The sequence below is a fragment of the Campylobacter concisus genome, assembly GCF_050447445.1.
Lineage (GTDB): Bacteria > Campylobacterota > Campylobacteria > Campylobacterales > Campylobacteraceae > Campylobacter_A > Campylobacter_A concisus_BI.
This window is the reverse complement of record NZ_JALMFW010000001.1, coordinates 1,170,031-1,187,017: the sequence shown is the minus strand read 5'-3', so window position 1 is coordinate 1,187,017 and position 16,987 is coordinate 1,170,031. Positions and strand designations below refer to the sequence as shown.

The 16,987-nt window shown below is 38.6% G+C and carries 17 protein-coding genes; 15 read left to right on the top strand and 2 right to left on the bottom strand.

Features of this window, described 5'->3' with window-relative positions; translation table 11 throughout:
• Window positions 1-2 precede the first annotated feature (2 nt).
• The 14 genes from pglA to MTT30_RS06040 all read left to right on the top strand — a co-directional run bounded on the left by pglA (window position 3) and on the right by MTT30_RS06040 (window position 13,626).
• On the top strand, window positions 3-1,118 hold the full coding sequence (gene pglA / locus MTT30_RS06105) for a N,N'-diacetylbacillosaminyl-diphospho-undecaprenol alpha-1,3-N-acetylgalactosaminyltransferase (protein ID WP_429801344.1): 1,116 nt from the start codon (window positions 3-5) through the stop codon (window positions 1,116-1,118).
• Window positions 1,111-1,716, top strand: a complete 606-nt coding sequence (gene pglC, locus MTT30_RS06100) for an undecaprenyl phosphate N,N'-diacetylbacillosamine 1-phosphate transferase (RefSeq protein ID WP_429801343.1) — start codon at window positions 1,111-1,113, stop codon at window positions 1,714-1,716. Before pglA ends, pglC begins: the two co-directional genes overlap by 8 nt.
• The gene (gene pglD / locus MTT30_RS06095) at window positions 1,703-2,293 is read left to right on the top strand and encodes a UDP-N-acetylbacillosamine N-acetyltransferase (RefSeq protein ID WP_429801342.1); all 591 of its coding nucleotides are present in this window, start codon (window positions 1,703-1,705) and stop codon (window positions 2,291-2,293) included. The genes pglC and pglD overlap by 14 nt, the downstream gene beginning before the upstream one ends.
• 49 nt (window positions 2,294-2,342) lie before the next feature.
• Window positions 2,343-3,434, top strand: a complete 1,092-nt coding sequence (gene pglE / locus MTT30_RS06090; RefSeq protein ID WP_429801341.1) for a UDP-N-acetylbacillosamine transaminase — start codon at window positions 2,343-2,345, stop codon at window positions 3,432-3,434.
• Window positions 3,435-5,216 (top strand): UDP-N-acetylglucosamine 4,6-dehydratase (configuration-retaining), encoded by a 1,782-nt coding sequence (gene pglF / locus MTT30_RS06085; RefSeq protein WP_429801340.1) that lies wholly within the window; start codon window positions 3,435-3,437, stop codon window positions 5,214-5,216.
• A gap of 2 nt (window positions 5,217-5,218) precedes the next feature.
• Window positions 5,219-6,115, top strand: coding sequence for a PDC sensor domain-containing protein (locus MTT30_RS06080; RefSeq protein ID WP_429801339.1), 897 nt, complete (start codon window positions 5,219-5,221; stop codon window positions 6,113-6,115).
• Window positions 6,112-6,723: an imidazole glycerol phosphate synthase subunit HisH gene (hisH, locus tag MTT30_RS06075; RefSeq protein ID WP_148798700.1), complete on the top strand. Its 612-nt coding sequence runs from the start codon at window positions 6,112-6,114 to the stop codon at window positions 6,721-6,723. The genes MTT30_RS06080 and hisH overlap by 4 nt, the downstream gene beginning before the upstream one ends.
• Window positions 6,723-7,433, top strand: coding sequence for a 1-(5-phosphoribosyl)-5-[(5-phosphoribosylamino)methylideneamino]imidazole-4-carboxamide isomerase (gene hisA / locus MTT30_RS06070; RefSeq protein WP_429801819.1), 711 nt, complete (start codon window positions 6,723-6,725; stop codon window positions 7,431-7,433). Before hisH ends, hisA begins: the two co-directional genes overlap by 1 nt.
• Window positions 7,434-7,496: 63 nt before the next feature.
• Entirely contained in the window at window positions 7,497-7,862 is a 366-nt protein-coding gene (locus MTT30_RS06065) for a chemotaxis response regulator CheY (RefSeq protein WP_002939933.1), read from the top strand.
• Entirely contained in the window at window positions 7,862-8,695 is an 834-nt protein-coding gene (locus MTT30_RS06060; protein ID WP_429801338.1) for a 50S ribosomal protein L11 methyltransferase, read from the top strand. Before MTT30_RS06065 ends, MTT30_RS06060 begins: the two co-directional genes overlap by 1 nt.
• Window positions 8,688-10,613 (top strand): ATP-dependent zinc metalloprotease FtsH, encoded by a 1,926-nt coding sequence (gene ftsH / locus MTT30_RS06055; RefSeq protein ID WP_429801337.1) that lies wholly within the window; start codon window positions 8,688-8,690, stop codon window positions 10,611-10,613. Before MTT30_RS06060 ends, ftsH begins: the two co-directional genes overlap by 8 nt.
• A gap of 2 nt (window positions 10,614-10,615) precedes the next feature.
• Window positions 10,616-11,242 (top strand): phosphatidylserine decarboxylase, encoded by a 627-nt coding sequence (locus MTT30_RS06050; RefSeq protein WP_429801336.1) that lies wholly within the window; start codon window positions 10,616-10,618, stop codon window positions 11,240-11,242.
• Window positions 11,235-11,966: a CDP-diacylglycerol--serine O-phosphatidyltransferase gene (gene pssA / locus MTT30_RS06045; RefSeq protein ID WP_429801335.1), complete on the top strand. Its 732-nt coding sequence runs from the start codon at window positions 11,235-11,237 to the stop codon at window positions 11,964-11,966. The genes MTT30_RS06050 and pssA overlap by 8 nt, the downstream gene beginning before the upstream one ends.
• A gap of 145 nt (window positions 11,967-12,111) precedes the next feature.
• Window positions 12,112-13,626, top strand: coding sequence for a 2-isopropylmalate synthase (locus MTT30_RS06040; protein WP_429801334.1), 1,515 nt, complete (start codon window positions 12,112-12,114; stop codon window positions 13,624-13,626).
• An 807-nt stretch (window positions 13,627-14,433) separates the two neighbouring features.
• Here MTT30_RS06040 and MTT30_RS06035 read toward each other — a convergent pair.
• Together MTT30_RS06035 and surE are read right to left on the bottom strand one after the other, a co-directional pair.
• Window positions 14,434-15,081: a tRNA threonylcarbamoyladenosine dehydratase gene (locus tag MTT30_RS06035; RefSeq protein ID WP_429801333.1), complete on the bottom strand. Its 648-nt coding sequence runs from the start codon at window positions 15,079-15,081 to the stop codon at window positions 14,434-14,436.
• Window positions 15,071-15,847: a 5'/3'-nucleotidase SurE gene (gene surE, locus MTT30_RS06030; protein ID WP_429801332.1), complete on the bottom strand. Its 777-nt coding sequence runs from the start codon at window positions 15,845-15,847 to the stop codon at window positions 15,071-15,073. Before surE ends, MTT30_RS06035 begins: the two co-directional genes overlap by 11 nt.
• Window positions 15,848-15,949: 102 nt before the next feature.
• Between surE and lpxB the strand changes: the two genes are divergently transcribed.
• A complete protein-coding gene (lpxB, locus tag MTT30_RS06025; RefSeq protein ID WP_429801331.1) occupies window positions 15,950-16,984 on the top strand; it encodes a lipid-A-disaccharide synthase in 1,035 nt (344 codons plus the stop codon).
• Window positions 16,985-16,987 lie beyond the last annotated feature (3 nt).

The window sequence follows — 16,987 nt, the reverse complement described above, 5'->3', positions numbered from 1 at the left end:
AAATGGCAAGGATAGGGTTTTTAAGCCACGCTGATATGAGCATACACTTTTTTAGACGGCCTATTATGCAAGCCTTAAAAGATATGGGGCATGAGGTTTTTGCTATCGCTCCAAAAGGCGACTTCACTGGCGAGCTTGCTAAAAGCTTTCACGCTGTTACATACGAGCTTGACAAGGCCAGTCTAAATCCGTTAACCGTCATAAATAACTCAAAAAAACTATCTCAAATTTTGGGCGAGTTAAATTTAGACCTGCTTCAAACTGGCGCTCACAAGTCAAATGTATTTGGCACGTTTGCTGCTAAAAACGCTGGCATAAAGCACGTGATAAATTTGGTTGAAGGCCTTGGTAGCTTTTATATCGATGATGATATTAAGACAAAGGCTGTGCGTTTTGTCATGGAGAGTCTTTATAAATTTTCCTTTGCAAAGGCTGATGCTTGCATCTTCGTAAATGACGCAGATCCAGACTATCTGATTTCTAGAAATTTGATAGATAAAAGCAAGGTGTACCGCATAAAAAGTGTCGGTGTTGATACTATCAAATTTGACCCAGCTATCACGCAGGCGGCAGACTTGGGTGAAAAAAAGGTCATTTTAATGATCGCAAGAGCCATGTGGCATAAGGGAGTTCGTGAATTTTACGAGGCAGCTGAAATTTTAAATGGCTACAAAAACTGCGAATTTGTCTTTGTGGGCGAGGGTTTTGCTGGCAATAAATCAACCGCAGATGATAGCTTTTTAAAAGGTGGCAAAGTGCGGTATCTTGGCGCTAGAAACGATATACCGCAGCTTTTAAAGGCTTCTTATTTGCTAGCTTTGCCAAGTTATAAAGAGGGCTTCCCAAGAACGGTTTTAGAGGCGATGAGTATGGCTAAAGCAGTCGTTGCAAGTGATGTTACAGGCTGCAATGAAGCAGTAAAAGACGGCTACAACGGACTTTTATGCAAGGTAAAAGATGCAAGCGATCTTGCCAGTAAAATAAAAATTTTGCTTGATGACGAAGCGCTTTGTAATAGACTTGGGCAAAACGGCAGAAACTGGGCGGTTAGCGAGTTTGACGAGAAGCAAATCGCAAAAAGATATATAGAAATTTATAGGAAATTTATAGATGTATAGAAATTTTTTAAAGAGGGTGATTGATATTTTGGGGGCTTTGTTTTTGCTCATTTTAACGTCACCTATCATCATAGCAACGGCGATCTTTATCTATTTTAAGGTAAGTCGTGACGTCATTTTCACGCAGGCAAGACCAGGTCTTAATGAGAAAATTTTTAAAATTTATAAATTTAAGACGATGAGCGATGAGCGTGACGCAAATGGCGAGCTCTTGCCAGATGAGCAGCGTCTTGGTAAATTTGGCAAACTGATCCGCTCGCTTAGTCTTGATGAGCTGCCACAGCTCTTTAATGTGCTAAAAGGAGACATGAGTTTCATCGGACCAAGGCCGCTTTTGGTTGAGTATCTGCCCATCTATAACGAAACACAAAAGCACCGCCACGACGTGCGCCCTGGTATCACGGGCCTAGCACAAGTAAATGGCAGAAACGCCATAAGCTGGGAGAAAAAATTTGAGTACGACGTCTATTACGCTAAAAATTTAAGCTTTATGCTTGATGCAAAGATTGCCTTACAGACCATCGAAAAGGTGCTAAAACGAAGTGGCGTCAGCAAAGAGGGGCAGGCTACGACGGAGAAATTTAATGGCAAAAACTAAGAAAATTTACATCTACGGAGCAAGCGGTCACGGGCTAGTCGTAGCTGACATCGCTAGAAATAATGGTTATGATGAGATAGTTTTTTTAGATGACGCTAGCGAGCGTAAATTTAGCCCAGAGCTTGAAAAAGCTGACATTATAATAGCTATTGGCGAAAACAAAACTAGGCAAAAGATCAGCCAAAAGGTGGAGGCTGCCGGCTTTGAGATAGTAAATTTGATCCATAAAAGCGCAGTTGTGAGCGAAAGTGCTGTGATAGAAAAAGGCGTAGTTGTCATGCCAAATGCCGTGATAAACGTAAAAGCTTGCATAAAAGAAGGCGCTATCATAAACTCTGGCGCGGTGATAGAGCATGAGTGCGTGATAGGTAAATTTGCTCACATCAGCCCAAATGCAGCCCTTGCCGGAAACGTTAGCGTGGGCGAATTTACACATGTTGGTATTGGCTCAAGCGTCATTCAAGGTATAAGTATCGGCAGCAGCTGTATCATCGGCGCTGGTAGCGTGGTTGTAAGAGATATAAAAGATGGCATAAAGGCGTACGGAGTGCCAGCATGCGAGCATGCTAAGATATAAATTTAAAAATAAGTGCTAAAATCGCCAAAAAATCACGAAAGGTATGAACATGGATAGGGTTTTTTTATCTCCACCAAATATGAGCGGAAAAGAGCAAGAATATATAAAAAAAGTTTTTGAAAGCAACTACATAGCGCCACTTGGCGAATATGTCAATAAATTTGAAGATAGCATAAAAGCTTACACTGGCGCCAAAGATGCGCTTGCACTATGCGCTGGAACTGCGGCACTTCACCTAGCGCTTCGCGTCCTTGGCGTAAAAGAGGGCGATCTTGTGCTAGCTTCTAGCTTTACTTTCATGGCTTCAGTCTCGCCAATACTTTATGAAAAAGCAACTCCAGTATTCATAGACTGCGACGAGAGCTGGAATTTAAGCCCAGAGCTACTTAAAAAAGCGATCTCAAATTTACCTAAAAAGCCAAAGGTATTGGTCGTCACTCATCTTTACGGGCAAGCTTCAAAGATGAAAGAAATTTGTGAAATTTGCCAAAACGAGGGCATCGCTTTGGTTGAAGATGCAGCTGAAGCACTTGGCGGATTTTACGGCGGTAAGGCGCTTGGCACATTTGGCGTGATGGGCGCATATAGTTTTAACGGCAACAAGATAATCACCACTTCAGGTGGTGGTATGCTAGTTGGTGACAAGGAATTTGTGGAAAAAGCTAGATTTTACAGCACGCAAGCAAGAGAGCCTTTGCTTCACTATGAGCATAAAGACTATGGCTACAACTACCGCTTAAGTAATGTACTAGGCGCTATTGGCGTGGCTCAGATGGAAATTTTGGAAAAGAGAGTCGAGCAAAAGAGAAAAGTCTTTGAAATTTATGAAAAAGAGCTTGGCGATATTTTAGAATTTATGCCAGAACTGCCAAATTCTCGTGGCAACAGATGGCTCACAACTGGTGTTTTTGCTAAAAAAGATGCACATTTAAAAGTTATAAAAGCACTAGCTGATGCAAACATCGAGAGTCGCCCACTTTGGAAGCCTATGCATTTACAGCCTGTCTTTAATGGTGCGTTAAGTTTTATCGATGGATATAGCGAAGATCTATTTTCAAGAGGAATTTGCTTGCCAAGTGGCAGCGATATGAGCGAACAGACACAAGAAAGAGTGATAAAAATAGTCAAGGAAAATGCGTAAATGTTTCATGCAACGAAGTTAAAAAGGCTCGTATTTTTCCTTCTTGGCGATGTTTTTATATTTATCTTTTCGATATATGCGGCTTATCTTTTAAGATTTAACGCCGACATCCCAGATATCTACGTACAAGGGCTTTTTGTAACGGCTGGATTTTTGATCATTTTCAAGCTCTTTTTTCTATGTATGTTTAAAATTTACAAGGTACCGTGGAGGTTTTTTGGATTAAACGAAGCAAGAAAAATTTTCCTAGCTCACGTTTGCTCAGCGGTTTTATTTACGATCATTTTTTTTATCATTCAAGATTTTTTAAATCCATATCCAAGAAGCGTTATTTTCATTGATCTTCTTATTTCATGCTTACTTGTTGGGCTTTTAAGAATTTCAAAACGCATGGTACTTGACTTTTCAAACAAACCTCACAAAGGTGAGCCTTGTATCGTTATAGGCGCAACGTCAAAAGCGCTTCACGTCTTGCGTGGCTTAAAACAAGGGTATCTTGACTACTACGCGGTTGGAGTGGTAGATGGCAGGAGTGATCTTGTTGGTACTTATTGTGATGGATTTTTAGTTCAAGATAAAAAAGAAATACCAAGCCTTATAAAAGACTACGACGCAAAGACCGCTATCATCGCGCTTGCACTAGATCAAGATGAGCTTCAAGCTCTAGTTGATGAGTTAAGTGGATATGGTATAAGAGACATGAAGCTATTCTCTCTTATCGAAAATGAGCCGATCAAGGATATCTCGATCGAAGATTTGCTTGCTAGAAAGCCAAAAGACTTAAATCCAGAAGCTATTTCAAATTTTTTAAAAGATAAGAGAGTACTTGTCACTGGAGCCGGCGGCAGTATAGGAAGTGAAATTTGTAAGCAATGCTTAAAATTTGGTGTAAGTGAGCTTATAATGGTTGAGCACAGCGAGTTTAACCTTTATAAAATAGGCGAAGATACAAAAGATAAAAGAACTATTAGCAAGCTTGTAAATATCACAAATTTAAAGGATTTTGAAGAGGTTTTTGCTGACTTTAAACCTGAGATCGTCATCCATGCCGCCGCATATAAGCACGTGCCACTTTGCGAGCTAAATCCTCGCTCGGCTGTCGAAAACAACATCCTTGGCACAAAAAATGCAGTTGATCTTTCTAAAAAATATGGCGTTAAGAAATTTGTCATGATCTCATCAGACAAGGCTGTGCGCCCAACAAACATAATGGGTACAACTAAGCGTGTTTGCGAGCTTTACGCACTAAATTCAAATGAAGCAGGTGTATGCGAGATAGTTTGCGTTCGCTTTGGTAACGTCCTTGGCTCAAGCGGATCTGTCATACCTAAATTTAAAGCGCAGATCGCTGCAAATAGGCCACTAAGCGTCACGCACCCAGAGATTACAAGATATTTTATGCTTACATCAGAAGCTTGTCAGCTAGTCCTTCAAGCGGCCTCTATCGCAAAAGGTGGAGAGCTTTTCGTACTTGACATGGGCGAGCCTGTTAAGATAGTTGATCTTGCTAAAAAGATGCTTCTTCTTTCAAATAAAGAGCATTTGGGTATAGAATTTGTGGGTCTTAGACCAGGTGAGAAGCTTTATGAAGAGCTACTTATCAATAAAGATGATGTGCAAACAAAATATGAATCGATCTTTGTGACGCATTCAGAGCCTTATGATTTAGTGCTTTTAAACTCGCAGATAAGTGAGCTTTTACAGCTTGAGGATAATGAGATCGCACCTGCACTTAAAAAGATCGTTCCTGAGTTCAATCACGCATTAAATTTAAAAGGTTAAATTTGGTTATAAAAGATATTAAGAGATTTAGTGACACGAGATATAAGGCAAGGGCGTATATTTGCTATTTATTTAGTAGAAATTTGCCAAATAGACTGCCCGGAGTTTGTTTAGAGAACATAAAAGCTGGCTTTGATAAGATCAGCCACGAGATAGAAAATTTTGACGCATTGTATATCTTAGACGAAAATGGCGTGCAGATTGAAGACTCGATCAGCCTAAATGAGAAGTATAAAATTCCAAAGGGCGAAAACCGCGCAAATAAAGCCTACTACTACACTGCAGTGCGTGAGAAAAGATGCGTTTTAAGCGATCCATATCCATCAAACCTAAATGGAGGTTTATGCGTCACAGCAAGTGTGCCTATCTATAATGAAAAAAATGAGCTTAAATTTATCGCCTGCATCGACATAAGCCTAGAAAATATCCTAAATATGGTCGATAGCGGCTTTGTTGAGGAGCATTTTGGTAGATTTTTAAAGACTATTTATACACTTTTTTGTGCATCGCTTTTTATGATCTGCGCATTTTTGTTTTGGCACGGTGTAAAGAGCTTTATCTCAAAGAGCATCGAGCATATAAATGTCGAAGAAATTTTTGAATCAACTATCATTTTAACGCTAGCCCTCGCCATTTTTGACCTTGTTAAGACGATATTTGAAGAAGAGGTGTTAGGTAAAAATCACGAGGAAAATAGCGTTATTTATAAGACGATGGTGAGATTTATCGGCTCAATTATCATCGCACTTGCAATCGAGGCGCTCATGCTAGTCTTTAAATTTGCTATCACTGCACCTGAAAATATTATAAATGCTATCTATCTAATAGGCGGTGTGGCGATGCTGATGGCGGCACTTAGCTTTTATCTTTTCAGCGTAAAAAGACAAGAGAACAGATGATCGCTATTATTGATTATGGTGCGGGCAATATCAAAAGCGTGATAAATGCTTTTGATTTTCTTGACAAAAAATGTGCCTTAGTAAGTAAGCCTGAAAATTTAAAAGAGTATTCGCACATCGTTTTACCAGGCGTTGGAGCTTTTGGTGAGGCGATGACAAAGCTAAAAAATAATGGCATGGATGAAGCCGTAAAAGAAGCTGTAAAAAGCGGCAAAGCTTTTATTGGTATTTGTCTTGGCATGCAGCTTTTATTTGAGCGAAGTTTTGAGTTTGGCGAGCATGAGGGACTCTCTCTTTTGCCCGGTGAGGTCGTAAAATTTAATGAAGCTAATTTCGATAAGCCATTAAAAATACCCCATATTGGTTGGAACGCTTTGGAATTTAAGCAAAATAGTCCATTAAATTTAGGACTAAAAAAGCTTGAGTATTTATATTTTGTACATAGCTATCATGTGGTTTGTGATGATAAATTTGCACTGGCAAAGACGACTTATGGATATGAATTTACAAGTGCGGTTTGGCATGAAAATATCTTTGGCTTTCAGCCTCATCCAGAAAAAAGTCATGAAGCTGGACTTAAAATTTTAGAGAATTTTGCGAGGTTATGATGGAAATTTTTCCAGCGATTGATTTAAAAGAGGGACAAGCAGTTAGACTTAGCAAAGGTCTTATGCAAAGTGCAAAAATTTATAGCAACGAGCCAAGTGAACTTGCTAAGAGATTTGAAGATTATGGCGCAAAATGGCTTCATGTGGTTGATTTAGACGGTGCATTTGCTGGAGAGACGATAAATTTTAAAACAATTGAAAAGATTACAAAGGCTACAAATTTAAGCGTCCAAGTGGGTGGCGGCATAAGAGATGAAGAGCGAATAAAACGCTATTTAGATTTGGGAGTTAGCAGAGTGATCCTTGGCTCAGTTGCCCTTAGTGATCCAGAATTTACAGCAAAAATGGCTGAAATTTATAGAGTTGTAGTTGGCATTGACGCAAAAGATGGCTACGTGGCCGTACAAGGTTGGGGCGAGATCTCAAATATAAAAGCAGTCGATCTTGCAAGAAAATTTGCAGATGTTGGCGTGGAAGCTGTGATTTGCACTGATATTAACAAGGATGGAATGCTTGGCGGAGTCAATGTTGAGTTTAGCTTGCAAATAGCTAGAAATAGCAAGCTTGAGACAATAGCAAGTGGTGGCGTGAGTGATATAAATGATATTTTGATGCTAAAAGCCACAAATGAGATTAGTGGCGTAATAGTTGGAAAAGCCTACTATGAAGGGTTGCTTGACCTAAAAGAGGCCTTCAAACTACTTAGATAGCGTTAAAGCTTTTATAAATTTAAATTAGCTAGAATAGGGCAATTTTTACTAAAAGGATATTATGTGAAGATTTTGGTTGTAGATGACAGTTCAACAATGAGAAGAATCATAAAAAATACTTTACAAAGGTTAGGACATCAAGAAATTCTTGAGGCTGAGCACGGTCTTGAGGCTTGGAATATCTTAACTCAAAATGAAGGTATCGAAGTTCTTATCACTGACTGGAATATGCCTGAGATGAATGGTCTTGAACTTGTTAAAAAGGTAAGAGCAGAGCAAAAGTATGTTGATATGCCTATCATAATGGTAACAACAGAAGGCGGAAAAGCCGAAGTTATAACAGCTTTAAAAGCAGGTGTTAATAACTACATCGTTAAACCTTTTACGCCACAAGTTTTAAAAGAGAAGCTTGAAGACGTTCTTGGTTAATGAAAGATAAATTTTACGAATTAAGCATCAAAACATCAAATTTTTATGATGAAATTTTAGAGCTAGTTTTCTCTTTTGGAGTTACCTGTGTTGAAGAGCTAGATCACGAGATCATCATCAGGGAAGAGTATGATCTAAAAGATATAGCTTGGGGTATCGAAGAGTATGCAAAAGGGCTCTCTAGTGTTCGTAAAATTTCAAATGATTTAAAAATTTCTCTTAATTTAAAAGAAAATAAAGACTGGCTAGGTGAATATAAAAAGGCAGTTAAGCCTATTTTGGTTGATAAAATTTATGTTAGACCTAGCTGGGAAGAGCCACTTAATGGCGTAACAAATATCATAATCGACCCAGCTCTAGCCTTTGGCTCAGGGCACCATGAAAGCACAAATTCTTGCTTGCAGCTTTTACAAAAATATGCAAAAAGTGGCAATACTACTTTAGACGTGGGCTGCGGAAGTGGAATTTTAAGTATTGCCTTGGCAAAGCTTGGCTGTAAGGTCGATGCTTGCGATACAGACGAGCAAGCTACGCAAAGTTCACTTAGTAATGCCGAGTTAAATGAGGTTAAATTTAATAAAATTTGGACAGGTTCTATCGCAAATTTAGAGCAAAAATATGACATTGTCGTAGCAAATATCATTGCTGATGTCATTTTTATGCTCTCAAATGACTTAAAAAAATCGCTTAAAAAAGGCGGCTACTTGGTATTGTCAGGAATTTTAAACAAGTACGAAGATAGGATTCAAGATACATTTAAGGATTTGGAGCTAATTGAGATAAAACAAAGTAACGATTGGAGTAGCTTTGTTTATAAGGAAATAGATGAATAACCAAAATAATAACCAAAACAATGGCAACAATAACGGTTTTTTTAATAAAAATCCTATTTTCATTTTTGCCATTTTTGCAATAGTTATAGTTTTAGCTTTTAGAAGCTTTAGTGGAGACGGACTTGGTGGCTCTTTTGGGCTAAATAGTAATGCTCAGAGTAAAATGGTAGCTTATTCTGAGTTTAAAGATATGTTAAAAAATAAGCAACTAAATGAAGTTGCGATATCTGAAACCACGATAAAAGGCGTTGGTAATGACAAAACCATCTACCTCGCAAAGCGCATAAACGATCCAACGCTCATTGGCATACTTGAGCAAAATGGCATAACTTATAGCGTTTATAGCGAAAATAACTGGTTTGGTGATCTTATATTTTCATGGATAATCCCAGTATTTATATTTTTTGCCATTTGGATGTTTATTGCTAGTCGTATGCAAAAGAACATTGGTGGTGGCATACTTGGCATAGGAAGTGCAAAAAAGCTTATAAATTCTGAAAAGCCAAAAGTAAAATTTGATGATGTTGCAGGTGTCGAAGAGGCAAAAGAAGAGGTTCAAGAGATAGTTGATTATCTAAAAAGTCCTGATAAATATCTAAGACTTGGGGCAAAAATTCCAAAGGGAATTTTGCTAGTTGGCCCTCCAGGCACAGGTAAAACACTTCTTGCAAGAGCAGTTGCAGGCGAGGCTAGTGTGCCATTTTTCTCTATGTCAGCATCAAGCTTTATAGAGATGTTTGTCGGTGTTGGAGCAAGTAGAGTTAGAGATCTTTTTGAAAATGCTAAAAAAGAGGCTCCAGCGATCGTTTTTATAGATGAAATTGATGCGATAGGTAAAAGTAGAAATTCTGGTCCGATGGGTGGCAACGACGAGCGAGAGCAAACGCTAAATCAGCTTCTTTCTGAGATGGACGGCTTTGATGCGGATAAATCACCAGTCATTGTTATAGCAGCTACAAATAGACCTGAAGTTTTAGATGCTGCGCTTTTGAGGCCAGGTAGATTTGATAGGCAAGTGCTTGTTGATAAGCCTGATTTTAAAGGACGCTGCGACATTTTAAAAGTTCACATGAAAGATGTAAAGATCGGTAAGGATGTAAATATCGAAGATATTGCAAGGCTTACGACTGGTTTAGCTGGTGCTGATCTTGAAAATATCATAAATGAGGCAGCACTTCTTGCAGGACGTAAGTCAAAGACCTTTGTCGAGCAGGCTGATCTTGTGGAGGCTGTCGAGAGATCGATCGCTGGACTTGAGAAAAAGTCTCGCCGCGTAAATCCAAAAGAAAAAAGGATCGTCACTTATCATGAGTGCGGTCACGCCTTGATAGCTGAACTAACAAAAGGTGCAAAAAGGGTAACAAAAGTCTCAGTCGTACCACGTGGTCTTGCGGCACTTGGCTATACTCTAAACACGCCTGAAGAGAATAAATTTATGATGCAAAAGCATGAGCTGATAGCAGAAGTAGATGTGCTTTTGGCTGGTAGAGCTGCTGAAGAGGTGTTTATTAAAGAAATTTCAACCGGAGCTAGCAACGACCTAGAGCGTGCGACTGATATCATAAAAGCTATGGTTAGTATGTATGGTATGAGCGATGTTGCCGGTCTTATGGTGCTTGAAAAGCAACGCGCGACATTTTTAAATGGTGGTCAAAGCATCAAAGATTACAGTGATAAGATGGCTGAAAAGGTTGATGAGTTTGTAAAAACGCTTCTTCATGAAAGATACACAGCTGTGTTTGGTTTGCTTGAAATTTATAAAGGTGCTATTGAAAATATGGTATCAGCACTTTATGAAGAAGAAACAATCGAAGGAAAAAGAGTTAGAGAGATCATTAAAAACTATGAGATCGAAAATAGTCTAGAGAGCAGACTTGTAGAGATCGAAGAAGACGAAAAGAGTAAAAAAGAGGAATAAAAATGAGTGGCTATATCGCGAAAGCAGGATATAAATTTATATTATTTTTTCTAATTTTATTTGTTTTATCTTTGCTATTTGGGATCTTGCCACTTTTTTTTGCTATTTTACTTTTTTTGGGGCTTTATTTTTTTAGAGATCCTGAGAGAGAGCCATTTTCTGATGATAAATTGGCTTTACTATCGCCAATTGATGGCAAGATAAAAGAGATCAGTGCTTCAAATTTTGACAATAACGAAGTAGCTAAGATCGTCATAAAAAAATCTTTTTTTGATGTTGGTACATTAAGGGCTGTAAGTGATGTAAAAGTAGCTGAAATACGCAAAAGACATGGCTTATTCTTATGCCAAGCTATGAAAATTTCAGAATTTTTAAATGAAAGAGCTATTATTCGCTTTGAAAAAGAAAATATAAAATTTGTTATGAAAATTATAGCTGGAGCTTTCAGTCGAAGTTTAGAAATTTCAAATGTTACTAGCCTAAAAGCATCTAGAAAATTTGGTTTTTTAGGAAGTGGTGAGGTGATTTTATACTTGCCAAGAGATGCTAAGATATGTGTAAGCGTTGGAGAAAGCGTAAAGGCTGCTTCACTTTTGGGATATTTTGAAGAGGGAAAAAGAGATGAATAACATACAAAAGATGCAACTAATGTATATCTTGCCAAATTTATTTACAGCAGCTAGTGCTTTTTTGGGTGTTATTAGTATTATTTCATCTATTCAAGGTAACTATTTTAAAGCCATTATTTATATAATCTTATCGCTTATTTTAGACGGACTTGATGGACGTGTGGCTAGACTTACAAAGACAACTAGTAAATTTGGGGTAGAGTTTGATAGTCTTGCAGATCTTGTTGCTTTTGGTGTAGCGCCAGCGATTTTATTTTATTTGACTATTGGTAAAAATTTTGGCAGATTTGGAGCGCTTATAGCTGCTATGTTTGTGGTTTTTGGAGCTATCAGGCTTGCTCGTTTTAATGTCACTACTGGTACATATGAGCCAAATGTTTTTATCGGACTTCCTATACCATCAGCAGCTATTGTGAGCGTACTTTGGGTTGGAATTTATATCGACTATACTTTTTTAGAGGGATTTGAGTGGTGCTTGATACTACTTGAAGCTACTTTGGCAGCTTTAATGGTTAGCAACATCCGCTATCCAAGTTTTAAAAAAATAAATTTAAAACAAACCCATGTGATAAGAATTTTAGTAGCTCTTGTAGTTGCGTTTTCGATACTTTATCTATATCCATTTGAAAGTGCGACTTTGGTTATGAGCGTCTATACGCTTTATGGCATAGTAAGAGCCACTATAATGTTTAGTAAAAATTCCAAAAAAAAGGAGAGCGAATGAGCGAAAATGGCGTTATAAAATCACGTAAATTTTTACCAAAAATCGAAATCAAAAACTCTCTACTGCTGCTACTTAGGTAGCAAATTTCTCTTTACTTAACTCATTAAATTTAAAATTTAAATATAAAAAATAAAAAAGGACAAAAATGGATAAGAATAAAATTATAATCTTTGATACGACTTTAAGAGATGGTGAGCAAAGCCCTGGCGCATCGATGAATACAGCCGAAAAACTACAGATCGCACTTCAGCTTGAAAGGCTTGGCGTGGATGTTATGGAGGCTGGATTTGCAGCAGCAAGCCCAGGGGATTTTGATGCGGTAAATCAAATAGCAAAGCAAGCCTCAAATATCACGGTTTGTTCTCTTGCACGCGCAGTTGAGCGTGATATCAAGGCAGCTGGCGAGGCATTGGCTCCAGCTAAAAATAAGAGAATTCATACATTTATAGCGACAAGCCCAATTCATATGGAGTACAAGCTAAAAATGAGCCCAGATGAAGTAATAAAACGTGCAGTCGAGTCTATAAAATACGCAAAAACCTTTTGCGATGATGTGGAGTTTAGCTGCGAGGACGCTTGTAGAAGTGAAATGAGCTTTTTAAAAGAAATTTGTGATGCTGCCATAAATGCGGGTGCAAAAACCTTAAATATCCCTGATACAGTTGGTTATTTATATCCTGAAGAGATAACTGCTCGCATTAGTGAAATAGTAAAATTTGTAGGCGATAGAGCGATAATCTCTGTGCATAATCACAATGACTTAGGCATGGCTACGGCAAACTCGTTAGCGGCTATAAAAGCTGGTGCAAGGCAGGTCGAAGGTACGATAAATGGTATAGGTGAGCGCGCCGGAAATGCTGCGCTTGAAGAGATCGTGATGGCTATCAAAACCCGCCAAGACGTCTTTGCTCCACTTTATACGGACATCATCTCAAAAGAAATTTATCCAACTTCAAGACTGATTGCTAGTATTATAGGCATTGAGCCTCAACCAAACAAAGCTATCGTTGGTAAAAACGCATTTGCTCATGAGAGTGGCATACATCAAGACGGCGTGCTAAAACACAAAGAGACCTATGAGATAATTAGCGCTGAGAGTATAGGCCTTGAGAAAAATTCCCTTGTTCTAGGTAAGCATAGCGGTCGCCACGCGTTTAAAGATAAGCTTGCTAGCCTTGGATTTGACCTTGATAGCGATGCTCTTAATAAGGCATTTGAAAAATTTAAAGAGCTAGCTGATAAGAAAAAAGAGATATTTGATGACGATATTAGGGCTCTTGTGGCTGAAGAGATTACAAAAATTCCACAAGCTTATGAGATCACGGCTCTTCTTCAAAGTAGTGGTGGAAGCCTTGCAAGCGCTTCAATTAGTATAAAACACAATGATGAGATCATCAGTGACTCAGCTCTTGGCAATGGTACTGCCGATGCGATATTTAAAGTTATTGACCGCATTAGCGGCATAAATGGCACGCTAAAAGACTACAAGGTTACGGCCGTTTCGCAGGGTAAAGACGCGCTTGCAAAAGTTGATGTCAAGGTCGAATTTGAAGGAAACACGGCTGTAATAGGCCATGGACTTGACATAGATACTATGATGGCAAGTGCAAAAGCCTATGTTGGAGCACTAAATAGCTACCTTCGCATACATAAAAACTAAAATTTTAGCTGGCTGCTAAATTTGCAGCTGGCTACTTTAAATTTAATCCAAAAAAATATATAAATTTTTAAAATTCAAAGTCTTTATTTAAAAAATAGAATTTTACTATCTTTACAAATTTTAAAATCTTTACTCACTCGCCTTAGCAACTTACTAATTTTGGGGCTCATAAACATTCGCCACTAAATTTAGAAGTATGATATGCTCGCTCGTAAATTTTAAAATTTGATAGAGTTTAGACCGCATGCAGTGCGAAGCACTAGAGTATGCCCCTTGAATGTGCGAGGGATTTGGGGGATTAAAGGGGGATGAGGGATGGACTTCGTGTCTGCCACGCAGTTGCGAGCCTGAGAAGTAAATTAAGTCCATTTGCCTCCCTTTTGAATAAAAAATTGCAAATTTAATCAAGCCATTTTGTAAATTTTAAACTTTCATTCACTCGCAAGAATTGACTACTAAAATTTGTATGATACTTCCATAAAATCAAAGAGAATTTATCTTGTCTTGTTTCGTTTTTCTCTTTTGATTTTATAAAATTTCCATAAGCCCCTGTTACTAAAAAAGCGATTTCCACGCTGTAACCAAGATTTAGGGCTTATGGGTTAGTGTTTCGATTAAAAATCTTGGCTTCGCTTACCGCTTATCTCAAATTTTAGAGCCGAAATTACTCGCCCATAAATTTTAAAATTTGCTAGATTATCATCTTGGGTTGTTAAATTCGTGTTTTGTAGAGCTGGCTATTAAATTTATATCCAAAAATGCCAGCTCTAATTTGAAATTTTGCTTGTAGAATAAATTTTTGACTTACTACCCAACTATCTTTTTAACAGCTAATGAGGCTAAATTTAGCCCAAAGCAGGCAGTCACACCCATGAAGCTTCCAAGTGGCTTGCAAAGTGGCTCTTCGACCGAAAAAACTACGTCGAAATTTCCGATAAAACCCGATCTTTTTAGCTCATATCTATATTTTCTAGCTAGCGGATCGACCGAGGTTTTCCAAACACTAGCCACCTTTATTTTTGTAGGATCGACCCTTTTTGCACCACCCATCGAGGCTATAAATTTGCTAGGATCTGCTGCGTTTGCAAGGGCGATCTTGGCGGTGATATCATCGATAGCATCGATCACCACGTCAAATTTACTAAAGTCAAAACCAGCGACAAACTCAGGTGTGATGAGCATCTGCATAGGCGTGATGCAAGGATAAATTTTGGCAAACTCCTCTACCTTTACGCCACCAACATTTTCGCTATAAATTTGGCGATTTTGATTTGTTACGTCAAAGATGTCTTTGTCGATTAGAGTGATGCTTCCGACCCCGCTTCTAGCAAGCGCATCCATGCACATCCCACCAACACCTCCAGCTCCGCAAACTAGCACTCTTGCGCTTTGAAGTTTACTAAAACCATCCTCGCCAAAGAGCCATCTTATCCTTGTAAATCTATCATTTTGCATCAAATTTCCCCTTTAGACTCTCCAAGCTCTCATATGAAGTCATATTTAGTTTTATGGGCGTTATCGTGGCAAAGCCCTCATTTACCTTGCTGATGTCACTTGGCTCGCCTTTTTCGTATTCAAGCGCAGCGTTTCCAAGCCAGTAGTACTCGATGCCTCTTGGGTTGCGATTAAGCGTGGCATGCGTGGTGTAAGTGCGTTTGCCAGCTGGTACGACGGAGTAACCTTTGAAATTTTTGCTAGTTACAGCTGGAATATTTACATTTAGAAATTCTCTTTGATTTAGCGAAATTTCACCATCTAGCACCTTTGGTACGATAAATTTCACCACCTCTTTTGCTAGATTAAAGCCAAGTTCATTTAATGAGTTATTTGCATAAAATTGCGAAAATGCAATGCTTCTAATACCTTGCAAAATCCCCTCCATGGCAGCTCCACACGTACCAGAATAGGTGATATCTTCACCTAAATTTGCTCCGTGGTTTATACCACTTATTACAAGGTCTGGTTTTTTGTTATAAAGTGCGTGAAGTGCGAGATAGACGCAGTCGCTAGGCGTTGCATCATCAAGTTTAAAAAAGTTATCATCAAGCTTGATAAACCTAAGCGGTCTCGTGAGAGTTAGCGAGTGAGCGCAGGCTGACTTTTCTGAGCTTGGAGCTACGATCGTGACATTTACATCTTTTAATTCGCTCAAAGCTTCTTTTAGAGCAAGTAGTCCAGCTGCCTCAAATCCATCGTCATTTGTTATCAAAATTTCTTTCAAATTTTATCCTTTAGAGGCTTGGATTTTATCACAGCTTTCTTAAAATTTTAAAGAATTTTTGCGTATAATGCCCCTAAAAAAAGACCAATCGAAAGTGTGAAAATGAAAATTTTAGTCTCCGCTCTTGAGCCATCGGCAAATTTGCACTTAAAAGAAATTTTGAAAAATTTCGAGGGCGAATTTGAACTAATGGGAATTTTTAGCGAAGAATTTGGCACGCCATATATGAAAAGCAGCGAGTTTTCTGCGATGGGCTTTGTTGAGGTTTTGCCACTCATTTTAAAAGCAAAAAAAGCGATGAAAGTGATGAGCCAGATGGCAAAAGAGGCCGACGCAGTGCTACTTATCGATAGTCCAGCTTTTAACTTGCCTCTTGCAAAGGCGATAAAAGAGGCTGGGGTAAAGGCGGCCGTGACATACTATATCTTGCCCCAAGTTTGGGCGTGGAAGCCAAAAAGAGTGAGTATAGTCGAGAAGTATTGTGACAACCTTGCTTCGATCCTGCCATTTGACTCTAAATTTTACAGCCGTTCAACATATGTTGGACATCCTTTGATGGATGAGATAAGGCTAAAAAAAACTAGCCTAAGCAGTAGCGGCAAAGTGGCGTTTTTGCCAGGATCAAGAAGGTCTGAAATTTCAAGACTTATGCCAGTTTATAGGGAGCTTGCTAAAAAGATAGAGGCTAGGAGGCTACTTGTCGTGCCACCATTTTTGCTTGATAAAGTGGATGAAATTTATGGTGACACAAGCGACTTTGAGACCATCACAAACACGCCTGAGGCTTTGTATGATAGCGATTTTGCCTTTATTTGCTCAGGTACGGCTACGCTTGAAGCAGCACTCATTGGTACGCCATTTGTGCTAGCTTACAAGGCAAAAGCAATAGATGTTTTCATTGCTAGGAAATTTGTAAAGATCAAGCACGCAGGACTTGCAAATATAATGTTTGACTTCATGGGCAAAGAGCCACTTCATGAGGAGTTTATACAAGAATTTGCGACAGTTGAAAATTTACTAAGAGCTTATGAGAGCTGCGATAGGCAGAAATTTTTAAAAGGCTGTGATGAATTGAGAGAGTATTTGTCACATGGCAGCAGCAAAAATGTAGTAAAAATTTTAAAGAATATGGAGTAAAAA

Excerpts from the sequence above, each read along its gene's own strand:
- ftsH (WP_429801337.1), top strand. The coding sequence starts at position 8,688 with ATGAATAACCAAAATAATAACCAAAACAATGGCAACAATAACGGTTTT.
- hisH (WP_148798700.1), top strand. The coding sequence starts at position 6,112 with ATGATCGCTATTATTGATTATGGTGCGGGCAATATCAAAAGCGTGATA.
- pglF (WP_429801340.1), top strand. The coding sequence starts at position 3,435 with ATGTTTCATGCAACGAAGTTAAAAAGGCTCGTATTTTTCCTTCTTGGC.
- MTT30_RS06040 (WP_429801334.1), top strand. The coding sequence starts at position 12,112 with ATGGATAAGAATAAAATTATAATCTTTGATACGACTTTAAGAGATGGT.
- MTT30_RS06050 (WP_429801336.1), top strand. The coding sequence starts at position 10,616 with ATGAGTGGCTATATCGCGAAAGCAGGATATAAATTTATATTATTTTTT.
- lpxB (WP_429801331.1), top strand. The coding sequence starts at position 15,950 with ATGAAAATTTTAGTCTCCGCTCTTGAGCCATCGGCAAATTTGCACTTA.
- MTT30_RS06060 (WP_429801338.1), top strand. The coding sequence starts at position 7,862 with ATGAAAGATAAATTTTACGAATTAAGCATCAAAACATCAAATTTTTAT.
- MTT30_RS06035 (WP_429801333.1), bottom strand. The coding sequence starts at position 15,081 with ATGCAAAATGATAGATTTACAAGGATAAGATGGCTCTTTGGCGAGGAT.
- pglA (WP_429801344.1), top strand. The coding sequence starts at position 3 with ATGGCAAGGATAGGGTTTTTAAGCCACGCTGATATGAGCATACACTTT.
- pssA (WP_429801335.1), top strand. The coding sequence starts at position 11,235 with ATGAATAACATACAAAAGATGCAACTAATGTATATCTTGCCAAATTTA.
- pglE (WP_429801341.1), top strand. The coding sequence starts at position 2,343 with ATGGATAGGGTTTTTTTATCTCCACCAAATATGAGCGGAAAAGAGCAA.
- pglD (WP_429801342.1), top strand. The coding sequence starts at position 1,703 with ATGGCAAAAACTAAGAAAATTTACATCTACGGAGCAAGCGGTCACGGG.
- hisA (WP_429801819.1), top strand. The coding sequence starts at position 6,723 with ATGGAAATTTTTCCAGCGATTGATTTAAAAGAGGGACAAGCAGTTAGA.
- pglC (WP_429801343.1), top strand. The coding sequence starts at position 1,111 with ATGTATAGAAATTTTTTAAAGAGGGTGATTGATATTTTGGGGGCTTTG.